General features: G+C 39.4%; 4 protein-coding genes. 1 reads left to right on the forward strand and 3 read right to left on the reverse strand.

Annotation, left to right across the window (positions count from 1 at the left end):
* Positions 1-253 precede the first annotated feature (253 nt).
* Positions 254-640, forward strand: coding sequence for a YbaN family protein (locus tag V4B17_RS07340; RefSeq protein WP_455479478.1), 387 nt, complete (start codon positions 254-256; stop codon positions 638-640).
* Positions 641-1,040: 400 nt separating this feature from the next.
* Here V4B17_RS07340 and pncB read toward each other — a convergent pair whose 3' ends face one another.
* From pncB to rpsA, 3 genes are all read right to left on the reverse strand, one after another.
* Positions 1,041-2,327 (reverse strand): nicotinate phosphoribosyltransferase, encoded by a 1,287-nt coding sequence (gene pncB / locus V4B17_RS07345; RefSeq protein ID WP_455479479.1) that lies wholly within the window; start codon positions 2,325-2,327, stop codon positions 1,041-1,043.
* A 131-nt stretch (positions 2,328-2,458) separates the two neighbouring features.
* On the reverse strand, positions 2,459-11,035 hold the full coding sequence (locus tag V4B17_RS07350; protein WP_455479480.1) for a GH36-type glycosyl hydrolase domain-containing protein: 8,577 nt from the start codon (positions 11,033-11,035) through the stop codon (positions 2,459-2,461).
* A gap of 204 nt (positions 11,036-11,239) precedes the next feature.
* Positions 11,240-12,940 carry a 30S ribosomal protein S1 gene (gene rpsA / locus V4B17_RS07355; protein WP_455479481.1) on the reverse strand — a complete coding sequence of 567 codons (1,701 nt, stop codon included), beginning with the start codon at positions 12,938-12,940 and terminating at the stop codon, positions 11,240-11,242.
* Positions 12,941-13,026 lie beyond the last annotated feature (86 nt).

Genomic DNA, 13,026 nt, shown 5'->3' on the forward strand with positions numbered 1-13,026 from the left:
CATTCGTGATTAAAGGGCTGCATTGGTTTATTTTGCAGCCTTTTTATTTTTGGCTTTTTAAAGAATTTTCTTTAATTGCTTGAAAACTTTGAAATGACTATCATATTTTGTAAGTTATTCTGTGCTTTAGAAGAAGTCATCACCGAAAATGCGCTGACTAAGAAGGCGATATCGGCGGGTAAGCTGCACTAAAGGCATGTAAAAGTAGCATGAGATGTGGGCAGCCTTTCGTAAAGGAAAATAGCGCTAAAGAATGAAAAAGGATTTTAAGATATCTCACTTTTTACGTATTTGCTATGCTATAGTGGGCTGGATAATGGTCATATTGGGTATTATAGGCATGGTTTTACCTATTATACCAACTATACCCTTTTTATTAGTTGCTTCATGGTGTTTTTCTCATTCATCACCACGTTTTCATAATTGGCTGAATAATCACCGCATTTTCGGTCCGCCAATTAAGCAATGGGAGGAAAAGCGAGTCATTCCGCTATTTTTAAAAATTTTTGCAGTGATGAGTATGGCGGGCGGTTTTTTATCTTTTTTAGTGATGACACATCCTACGTTGTGGTTTGCTTTATTAGTTGTTGCTGTTTTGCTGTTGATTGCCATTTATATTGTGACACGTCCATCTTCGTAATGACAGGATAAAAGATTTTATGGACTCAATGCTCTTTTTATTTGTTTGGGTTTTTGAGAGTTATTGGACAGAGAAGTTATTGTTTACAAATTTTAGGATAACATCCTCATATTAGGATTTATATTAGTTGACAAGCTTTTTTAAAATGTTGGTTAATTAGGATTGTTCATTGGCTGAGCATGATATGCTTGTGGAATGATTTTGACAGAAGAGAGAACTATAAATGAAAACTTTAATTAAGTGTTTGTAAAATCACTTTGATTAATGATGATGATCACATTCATAATACAATAGAGGCATTATTTGTGCGCGTTAAGAGTAGATAGACTTTATCTGCTTCTTAGTATTGATCAGTCACTGATTTTATACAACCAACGAATGATTCAAGTTTTCATGGGCTTTAGATCCGTTTTTCATTATCGAAAAAATTAAGATAACGTTGTATTTCTTGCGGATTGCCGGTGGTCTTTTCAGGATTATCGGAGAGTTTTACGGCTGGTCGTCCATTGGCATGAGTGACTTTACAAACAAGGGAAAGGGCGTCAAAGGTTGCCATTTCTTGGGGTGCGCATCCTGCAAAATCATTAGTAAGATCTGTTCCCCACCCAAAACTCATGCGCACTCTCCCATGGAAGTTGTGATAAGTTTTTTCAATTGTATTGACATCGAGAGCGTCAGAAAAAATCAATAATTTTTCGCGTGGGTCTTTTCCTTTTTCTTTCCACCATGTGATAATGCGTTCGCCGCCCTCAATAGGTGGAGCACTATCGGGTCTGAAACCCGTCCAATCAGCAACCCAATCTGGTGCATTGCGTAAAAATGCTTCTGTACCAAAAGTATCAGGCAAGACAATGAGAAGATTTCCGCCATAATAACGGTTCCAATCTTGCAGAACTTTATAAGGTGCTTTACACAATTCGCTATCATTATTGGTAAGGGCAGCAATGACCATGGGCAGTTCATGTGCGTTTGTACCAAGGGCTTCTAAATCTGTATCCATAGCAAGAAGGACATTGGAAGTTCCAGTAAAAGCATCGCCAATACCTTCTTTTAATGCTTCGACACACCAGCGTTGCCATAAAAAAGAATGGCGACGCCTTGTGCCAAAGTCAGATATTTTAATATCAGGAAATTTCTTGAGATGCTCAACTTTACTCCATATTTTTGCTTTAGCCCGGGCATAAAGAACATCAAGTGCAAAACGTCCTAATTTTTTCATAGAAGCTCTTGAATGTAATTCACTGACAATGGCTAGAGCGGGGATCTCCCACATAGAACTATGGGGCCACGAACCATGAAAATGAAGGATATATTGGCCATCTTTACGGGTTAGTTCATATTCTGGCAGTTGAAAATTCTCAAGCCAATGGAGAAAATCTGGTGTGAAAATTTGCTTGCGTCCATAAAATGTATTGCCAGCGAGCCAGATCATCTCTTTTTTTGTAAAGCGCAAACTAAGAGCGTGATCAAGCTGAGCACGCAATTCACCTTCATCAATATCATCAGCAAGACGGATTTTTTGATTTCGGTTTATAAGGGAAAAAGTAACATTTACATTGGGATAAAGTCCCCAAATCATCTGTACCATAAGAAGTTTATAAAAATCTGTATCGAGAAGTGAACGAATAATAGGATCGAGTTTCCAAGTATGATTGTAAACACGCCTCGCAATATCTGGATGATTCATAACCCATTTTCTTTCAGTCTCATAAAATCTAAAATTGCTGTGCACCAATATGGTCAACACAATGAGTGCCGAAAATATAACAATTCTGTAGCTTTGAGCAAGAATAAAAAAGTCTGTTATTTTTTCTATTTTTAAGATTTTATAATACGTATGATTTCATGTTGACCTGTTTTTTTTAACTTTATTCCTGCGTTAAGTCTTGCATATTTCTTACCATCAACACTAAGTATATTTTCAGATCCCCATTTTACTTTGATAATATAGATGGCATCATAAAATTTCATTTTTGTTTCATATTCAGGCCAAGAAGAGGGTAAATGTGGTTTTAAAAACAACAAATTGCCTTGACGTTGAATCCCAAGAATGGCTTTTATCGCAACGTAATAGAACCATCCTGCTGAACCTGTATACCATGTCCAACCGCCTTGTCCACGATGTGGTTTAATGGCGTAGATGTCTGCAGCCATAACATATGGTTCAACACGATAAACTTCAGGATTTTTACCATGGGTGATTGGATTGATCATAGAAAATAGAGAATAAGCTTTGTCTACTTCACCCATTTCAGCAAGTGCTAGAATGCTCCAAATAGCACCATGCGTATATTGTCCGCCATTTTCTCGAATGCCTGGAGGATAACCTTTTACATAACCAGGTTCGAGAATACTTTTATCAAAAGGGGGCCAAAAAAGACGTATAATGCCAGCTTTTTTGTCCCATAGATGTTCAAGCATCGAAGCCATTGCTTGTTTTTGGCGCTTAAGTGATGCCATTTGAGAAATGACAGCCCAAGATTGCGCAATGGTATCAATTTGGCATTCATCATTTATTTTAGAACCAAGAGGAGTTCCATCATCAAAATAACCACGTCGATACCAAGCGCCATCCCAACCGTTTTCTTCTAAGGATTTTTTCAAACGCTTAAGGTATGCACTCCATGTGTCGGCATGGCTATGGTCTCCACGTTTTTTGGCAAGAGGAATGAATGCTTGTAGTGTAGTACCAAGAAACCAACCCAACCAAGTACTTTCCCCTTTTCCTTTAATTCCCACTAAATTCATACCATCATTCCAATCTCCATCCAAGATGAGAGGGAGACCATGTTGACCACAACGTTTTATGGCAAGATTTAAAGCCAAAGCACAATGTTCATAAAGTGTTGCTGTTTCTCGAGATTGTGTGGGTTGAAAATAAGCATCTTGTTGTTCCGTTTTTAGAGGAGGGGCTTCAATGAATGCAATGGGAATATCAAGAAAGTCGTACTCTCCAGTGGTATTAACATAAAGGGCGGTACCATAGGCTAGCCAAACAATGTCATCAGAGATGCGTGTGCGAACGCCTGCATTGGTGTCAGGCAACCACCAGTGCTGTACATCACCTTCGGGAAATTGATGGGCTGCAGCGTGTAATAATTGTTGGCGTGCCAGTTTTGGTTCAAGGGGGAGTAAAGATAAGCTGTCTTGCAATTGGTCGCGGAATCCGAATGCTCCGCTGGCTTGATAAAAAGCTGCGCGTGCTAGCATGCGGCATGCGTAGGTCTGATAAGGGAGCCAATGATTGACCATAATATCAAAAGAGGGATCCGGTGTTTTGACTTGGAGCGGAGAAACAAAATCATTCCATTGTTGTTTTTGTTTTGTGAGCAGAATTTTAAAATCACTTGCACGTGCTTGGTCTAGCAATTTTTCAGCCTCCTGCCTGTTTTTTGCACTGCCAAGATAGAAGATGATTTCTTTTGTTTGGTTAGGTGCTAGATCAATATCATAGGCAAATGCTGAGCAAGGATCGCAGCCTGCTTCAACTGTGTTTGAAAGTGCTTCTGCTTTACGGAGCGCGCATGGATGCTTGACTGTTCCTGTAGAGCCAATAAATTCGAAACGATCGGTTGTCGTGCTTGTTGGCATTTTTGATGCTGATAAAAATGCTATTTGTTGCGATTTTTCTACGTGATAAGGATTTTGAATAAAGTGTGCGCCACGTTTGGGATCATAAGAAGGAAGGATAAAGGGAGCATGTTTTGTACGAGCATTTCCTAAAACCCATTCAATGTAATTATAAAGACGTAAGCTTCGTGGCTTTTTTCCTTCATTTTTGATGATAAGTCGTGAAAAACGAATTGGTTTTTTTAAATCAATTGTATGAGTAAGTTCTAATGCAATTTCTGAGTGCGTAGATTTAAAGGTTGAAAATCCAAAACCATGGCAAGCTTCATAAACAACGTTTTCATCACATTCTACAGAAGAAACCGGTGAGAAGCGCTTTAAAGATACGCGATCAACAAGATAAAGTGCTTCTCCTGGACGGTTTGAAACAGGGTCGTTCGCCCATGGCGTTAATTGGTAATCACGGCTATTGTTGGCCCATGTGAAAAGTGCTCCTTCAGCTGATACATGGAAGCCAAAGTTATTATTAGCAATGACGTTAATCCACGGATGCGGTGTGGTTGTATGCCCTTTAAGACGCACGACATAATGATTATAATGGTTAAACCCGCCATAACCATTCCAATATTTTAGATCTTGACCATGAGCAGGACTAAGTGAGATTTTTTGGGGGGTGATGAGACCAATCGAAGTAAAGGGGTTTGGTTCGGTTGGTGTTTTTATTTGCCTTCTTTTGTCATATTTACTGTGACTTAGTTTATTATTAAATTCTTGATTACTGTTGCGGGCAGCCAGATCAGAATCAATATTTTCCATACGTTTGAGCTGTTCAGACAAAGACCCATTCTGAGCATAAAGAACGATACGAGCAGATGCAAGTAGTGTATTGAAACTTTGTTCATTCATCTGATCTCGCCGAAGGGTAAAAATACGTTGGCGTTTATCAGTTTCAGTGGTGTGGTAACGATAAGATTCGCATGCCCATTCAATAGCGCGTTGCATATTTTGGGCATAAGAAAATGCTCGCTCATTTAAAATAACAAGATCAACCATTAATCCACGCGTCCACCAATATTCATGTGCTTTAAGGAGGTCACGAAGCACAGTTATATCCATTTCATTATCTAACCTTAAAAGGCAGATAGGAACGTCTCCTGAAATAGACATTGGCCAAAGATCAGATTGCTTGCCAAGAGTTTTTACTAATATTTCAGGAGGAAGACGCCATGTGCGATCTGGATAAATGAGTGGAGTTGCATATTTTTGATAGGTAATGGCTTCCTTAAGGCTGATACCGCTCTGATATAATGCAACTTGTGAACGTGTCCATGCCATTGAAAACTCTCGCTGAAACATGTTGGGTTGTCGATAATATTTCACATGATTTTGCAGCGTTTCTTTTGAGTTAGCAGCAAAAGTCCAAAAAATGAGTTCAGCCTTTTCATATGCGGGAATTTTTACACGACAGCGGAGTGAGATGACAGGATCTAGAACGCAGCCGTGGCTCCCACTAAAACGAGCATTTTTATCAAATGCAGCTGGTCTGTGAATAGATCGGCCACGGCCTATAAACAGGGAACGGTCTGTTTCAGATTCCGTTTCTGGGATAGTTCCTGCTGTATCTGTGACAAAGTGGGTGATGTGAATTTCGGGATCGTTAGGCGCGCGTTTGCGTCTTTTGGCAAAAATTGTTCCTCCCGAATCAGCAATTTCTGTTTCAATAAACATATACGAAAAAATGGGATGGATGCAGTCACTATTCATTGTTGCGAGTGCTAATTCACCATAAGAGGTAACTTCAATGAAGCGATCTTTGTTAGTTGTATTCATAAGCTTGATACGTCGGCATTCACCATTATTTTCGGATGTAACGAGACACTCAAGTGTTGATTTAATACCATCAACCATTTTCATATATTCAGCTTTTTCATCTGTAAAAATACAGACAGTTTCTTCTTCGGTAACGCGTGTTGGTTCACCAGTCACAGACCACCAATGTCCACTATGTATATCGCGCAAGAAGAATAAAATACCTTGCTGATCTTCTGCGATATCAGGAATAAAGCGCGTGAGCATGTAATCATGCCAACGGCTATATCCGGAACCATTTGCTGTCAGCATTGTAGAATAAAAACCGTTGGATAGAAGTAAAGTTGTACGGGGTTTGAGAAGCGGGTTAGTTATAATGCGTAAAGGTGCGTTATCAAACTCTTGAGATTTATTGTGTTCAGGATCAGTATCTTTGGTGCGAATGATAGGAATTTGACGTGGAGCTCTTTCTTGTAATAACAACTGTGTTGCTTCAATGGCTGGATCACGATGAAAGCGATTACGCATTTGCCCTTTAAAAATAACATTGTTGATAGCAAGAATTGACATGCCGTGATGGTGCGCATAATAATTGCGTACAACGGCGTATTTTTCTCCCTTTTGCACACGTGAAGGGGTAAAATCGAGGGAGTCATAATAACCATATGTCCCTAAAGCTCCGAGATCTCGCAGTTTTTTTAAATTTTTTACGGCGTGTGTTGGTATGTATTGTGCTGCTAGAAGGCTTGCGTAAGGGGCAATAACTGCATTGCGTGAAAGACCGCGCTGCAATCCAAGGTTTGGATCTCCAAAGCTGGCATATTGGTAATTCATTAAATGATCACGAGCGTTAAATGCAGCTTCTGAAATACCCCATGGCAATCCTCGTTTATGCGCGTATTGTATTTGATGACGAATAATTAATCGATTGGTTTGATCTAGTATAGATCCTAAAGGTTCGTGCATAATGAGAGATGGCATAAGATACTCGAACATGGATCCAGACCATGATAAGAGAGCACCTTTCCAGCCAATAGGGATGAGTAATCGGCCGAGATGAAACCAATGTTTGAATTTGATATCACCTTTCGCAATAGCAAAAAAGCTTGCGAGGCGCGCTTCTGAAGCTAGAAGATCATAACAGCCTTCATCAAGCTTATTTTCTTGAACACGATAGCCAATAGATAAGAGTTGTCGTTCAGGATGTTCTAAAAATTTAAATTCCATATCAAAGGCTATTTGTCGTGCATTTGTGGCTAAAGTGTTTAATTTTTGACACATTTTTTCGGTATCATAATCACCGGTAGCATCATGATGATGAGCTTCGCAGGTTTCTACAAGGCATTTGGCCCAAGAGAGCATGTGAGATGATTCTGTTGTTTGAATTTTTTGGTCCAGTGCGGCTACTAAGTGGACAATATCATGGGCTGAAAGTGAAATATTAATGGTGTGAAAAGGAATAGTGGTTGGATTTTCTACGAGAGATTTAACGGCGCAATGAAAATTGGCTATGCGTTCTTCGATTCGTTTGCGTAAGGGACGTAAAATATCTCGGTCATCTGGAATTTCTTTAAGGGTTTCTTCAAGAATATCTGTGACATCAAATAAACCCGCTAAATCACTTTGCAAAAAAATACGAGGTGTTTGGGCCCATTCATTTAAAGCAGAAGAAAGTGTTACCAAATGGCCGGCAAGGTTTCCTGAATCAACGGTTGAAATATAGGTTGGTAAGAGAGGTTTGAGTGTATCAGTTGCATACCAATTATAGAGATGACCATGGAATTTTTCTATTTTTGCAAGCGTGCTTAAAGTATATTCGATGCGTGTAATGGTTTCTTCGAAACTAATCCATCCGAAATCACGCGCAGCAATAGTGGAAAGTAGGTAAACTCCAATGTTTGTAGGTGAAGTGCGCTGAGCAACGACAGGTTTGGGGTCTTCTTGGAAATTATCGGGTGGTAAATGATTATTTTCTGCATTAACAAAGGTTGCATAATAAAGCCAAGTTCTTCGTGCAATACGCCGGAGTATTTTTTTATCATTTGAAGATATATCGAGTGTGTCTTGGGATGTTGATGGTTGGCTAACAATCCATGCAATGAGGGGTGAGAAAAACCAAGCTAGTCCGAAAGGCAAAGCGATAATGCTTGCTGAGGAATGTGAAAGTACAGGTAGTGTTACAGAAATAATCCCAATAAGTGATGCCGGCCACATTGTGAGGATATAGAAGTCTAAGCTATTAGGAATTGATTTTGTTGCAGCGGAGGTTTTCCATTCAAGCAGATGTTGTTTTGAAATCATCATGCGGTAAAGCGTGCGAATGATTGCATCAGTCATAAAATAAGCTGAGTGGGCAATAAACGCAGTTTTTAGAAATATATCTGCTCCCGTAAAAGCAATTTTGCTCAAAATTGATTGAAGGTGTCCACACAAAAAATGATTAAAGCTAGAGGGAATGATAGTTTGGAACACGCCCAAAATTGGAGAGATGAAGAGACTAAGCAGCAAGAATATTTGCCAGATAAGTGCTGTTTTTAACGGTAAAAGAGACCACCCTGTGATTGCTGCGATGAGCCACAAAAGCGGTGTGAGAGAACGGCGCAGATTATCCTGCATTTTCCAACGAGTAATAAGGCTGATTTGACGCCAACGTAAGAGGTATGGCAATAACTGCCAGTCGCCACGAATCCAACGATGATGACGGGTAACATCAACATTATAGGCTGTTGGGTAATCCTCAATTATTTCTACGTTGGTCACCAGTGCGGAACGTGCATAACCTCCTTCTAAAAGATCATGGCTGAGAACAGTATTTTCTTTAATTTTTCCATGAAGTGCTTTCTCAAATGCATCAATGTTATAAAGACCTTTACCAGTGAAAGTTCCTTCTCCTAAAAGATCTTGATAGGTATCAGACACAGCAAAGACGTAAGGATCCATGCCACGATTGGTAGAAAAAATCCTTTGCAGAATTGATGTTTCTTTTCCTGAGGTGAGAGAAGGTGTGATACGGGGTTGTAAAATGCCGTAACCTTTTACAATCTTTCCACTTTTGGGATCAAAAATGGGAAAGTTGAGCGGATGGTTAAGTTTTCCAACGAGTTTTGCAATGCTTTCGGGGGTGAGACGTGTGTCTGAATCCAAAGTCATAATGAAACGGCAATCTACAGGAAGATGTGGATCTGGAGCGTAGAAGCTCGTATTTTTATCTCCTCTTAATAAGAGATTAAGCTCGTGAAGTTTACCACGTTTACGTTCCCATCCCATCCAACATTTTTCGCTATCATTATAAAGACGCCGACGGTGTAGAAGAAAAAAGAGGGGAATACTATCACGACGATAACGATAATTAAGTTTAGCGATACTATTTTGCGCATAGTGTAGCAGATCAAGATCATCTTGCGTTTGCTCAAAAGGAGAGTCATCCCAATCCGTAATAAGAGCGAAATGAATGGCGCCTTTTGGATTAGAAAGATAGTGCACTTCAAGATTACGTACTTGCTCATCAATGTAATCACGTGATGTGATTAAAGTAGGAACAACAACCATTGTGCGCGCGTGTTTGGGAATACCTTCTTTATATTCGTAACCAATAAGCTGTTTTGGTGGAGTAAACCATGAAACAAGAGTATTAAAGAGAGAAAAAGAAGCATCCATAGCAGGAAAAACTGCTAAGAATGTAAAAAGAATCGTTCTCACCGGTGTTAAGCCTGAGGCCTGTAATAAAACATAGATTGTAAATAAAAGAGCGAGCGTTAAAAGAGAAACAGGAAGTGCAATGGTTCCTATTTTTAAGCGACGGTAGGCGTGCATCCATTTTATAAAAAGGGGTGGAGAGTATCCACAAGCTTTTTCAAAAGTGTAACGCCCATCATCGACCAAATACCATCCAATAGAGGAACTGTTATGATAAGAATTATATTCAGAGGCAGAATTTGTTAATTCTAAAGCTTTACGCGCGATCTCAACTTCGCTGAGAGAGGAACGGCGTGCAATTGTTTCTATCACTTGTCGATAGACATTGCGTGAATGAGAATCAATTTCAGAAAAATCGCTATTTTCACGCAAGATCAAGTCAACAGAACTAACAGTTTCAAACCATATTGTCCAATCAACATCATCAATGGTTTTGAGGGCACGAATAATATTGCTCATGGTTACACCGTCTGCCGCTTGACGGGTATGTTCATCAGCGGTTGCAGCTTCTGGACTACTGCCTTGGCGATGTAATTGTTTTTCAAGCCAATTTAGTGCCACTGTTGAATCAACAGATGCGCCTCGTAAACGGTAGAATAAATGAGCTGAAAATGTCGAATCTGCGGTTAATTTTTCATAAAGATTGAAAAGACTGTATAATTTGGTTTCATTTTCTGCGAGAGTAATATTATCAGCTACTTGATTAGCAAGATGACGCATATGCTGTGTTTTCTCAATACGCAATGCAATACGACGAATATTTTCGATTAACAGCATACGGATAACAGAAGGGAGAGCCCATAATTCACCAATTGTAAGATTACAAATTTCTTGAAATCCGTTGACTATAGCGGTGAGTGTTTCTTGTGAAAATCTGCTATCCGTATGCGCGATATAAAGCCAAGATAAAGCAAAAATACGGGGAATTTCAGCTTTTTTTTTATAAAGGGGAAGTTGCTTGATGAAGGATTGGGGGAAGTTGTAGAGTAGCTGCTGTATGGTTTTGTCAATGGTATAATGATTATCAATAAGCCATTGAGCAGAGGGTGTAATAGCTTCATCATTCTGAGCGGCAATATCGCTGGTACGAAAGGCATAAAGAATAAGTTTGGCATTTTCGATCAAGCGTTTACGAAAATCATTTTCTCCCTCATATTCAGGAAGTAAAATTTCTTTGCTAGAGGCTATATCTGCCCCTAATTTATAGAACTCTTCTTCTGATTTATAAGCTGAACGAATAGGAAAGTTTGTTTCAGTAGGATAGAAGACTTTCGTTTTTTGAGAAAAAAAACACTTCATAAAAGATATTTTGGGTGCCATAATGTTATATTGCCATTCAATGATACGGTTTCTTTTTTATTCAACAAACTGTTGGCATTCTAGCTTAATAATAAACTTTTTATTTTTATTTGGAAGTATTCGCGGTTTTTTGTCAGATGATTGAAAAATTAAGGAGGATGTTTCATTGAAGAATAAAAAAGGTCGCCAGTTTTTCTAGCGACCTTAGTTTTAACTATTAATCTATTAATCTTGTTCTTGCTTTTTTAAAGCTGCTCCAAGAATCTCACCAAGAGAGGCGCCTGAATCTGTTGAACCATATTGGGCAACGGCCTCTTTCTCTTCTGCAATTTCTAAAGCTTTAATGGATACTGAAAGCTTGCGTGTTTTTTTATCAAATGCAGTAATGCGAGCATCAACTTTTTGACCAATAGAAAAGCGTTCAGGACGTTGTTCGTCACGATCACGTGCTAAATCAGCTCGGCGAATGGTTGTTTCAAGATTGTGATCAACCAATTTTACACTAATGTCATTCTCATTAACTGCAATAACTTCGCACGTTACAACAGCACCTTTGCGAAGTTCGCCAGCAGCAGCTGCTTCTCCAACTTTATCGTTGGAAAGTTGCTTAATTCCAAGAGAGATACGCTCTTTCTCAACGTCAACATCAAGGACAACGGCTTTAACAACATCACCTTTATTGTAAGTATCAATGATCTGTTCACCAGGACGATTCCAATCAAGATCGGAGAGGTGAACCATACCGTCAACATCTCCTTCAAGCCCAATGAAGAGACCAAACTCTGTCTTGTTTTTGACCTCTCCTTCAATTTGTGAATTGACAGGAAATTTATTAGCAAAGGCGACCCATGGATTTTCAAACGTTTGCTTTAAACCAAGAGAAATACGCCGTTTAGAAGGATCAATTTCAAGAACAACAACTTCCACTTCTTGTGATGTGGAAAGAAGTTTCCCAGGGTGAATATTTTTCTTTGTCCAACTCATTTCGGAAACATGGATCAGCCCTTCGATTCCTGGTTCTATTTCAACAAAACCACCATAATCAGTAATGTTGGTAACAGCACCAGTAATTTTTGTACCAACAGGATATCTAGCACTGATGCTTTCCCAAGGATCACTTTCAAGCTGTTTCATGCCAAGAGAGATACGGTGTGTATCTTGATTGATGCGAATAATTTGGACTTTAATAGTTTGACCAATTGTGAGGACTTCAGATGGATGATTGACACGCCGCCACGCCATATCTGTGACATGTAAGAGACCATCAATTCCACCAAGATCAACAAAAGCCCCATAATCAGTGATATTCTTAACTACACCTTCAACGATTTGGTTTTCTTCAAGATTTTGTACAATTTCTGAACGTTGTTCAGCTCGGCTTTCCTCTAAGACGGTACGACGTGAGACAACAATATTGCCACGACGACGATCCATTTTCAAAATTTCAAAGGACTGTGAATTATGCATGAGAGGTGAAACATCGCGAATAGGGCGAATATCAACTTGGCTACGAGGCAAGAAAGCAACAGCGCCATCGAGGTCGACTGTAAAGCCTCCTTTCACTTGACTAAAGATAACACCATCAACGCGTGTGCCAGCATTGAATTTTTCTTCTAAGCGAAGCCAGCTTTCCTCGCGCCGTGCTTTTTCACGGGATAGAACTGCTTCACCCATCGCATTTTCAATGCGTTCAATATAAACTTCGACTTCATCTCCAACTTGTAGAGAACCGTCTTTTCCTTTAGCTCCAAATTCTTTGAGTGGAATACGTCCTTCGACTTTAAGTCCAGCATCAATAATCGCCATGTCTTTTTCGATTGCAATGACACAGCCTTTAACAACGGATCCTTCATTAAGATCATTGGTTTGGAAAGATTTCATTAAAAGGGCTTCAAAATCCGCTGTTGTGGGGTTGTATTGTGACATAAGAACTCCTGATACATACCTTAATTACAAAAGGTATAAGCGCTAAGTTAGTGTTGATACGGGGTAACTTCATGCCTTTTTCCTTA

It is taken from the genome of Bartonella sp. B23, from assembly GCF_053793815.1.

Bases quoted from the DNA above. Each gene is read 5' to 3' on its own strand.
- rpsA (WP_455479481.1), bottom strand. From the start codon at position 12,940: ATGTCACAATACAACCCCACAACAGCGGATTTTGAAGCCCTTTTAATG.
- V4B17_RS07350 (WP_455479480.1), bottom strand. From the start codon at position 11,035: ATGGCACCCAAAATATCTTTTATGAAGTGTTTTTTTTCTCAAAAAACG.
- V4B17_RS07340 (WP_455479478.1), top strand. From the start codon at position 254: ATGAAAAAGGATTTTAAGATATCTCACTTTTTACGTATTTGCTATGCT.
- pncB (WP_455479479.1), bottom strand. From the start codon at position 2,327: ATGAATCATCCAGATATTGCGAGGCGTGTTTACAATCATACTTGGAAA.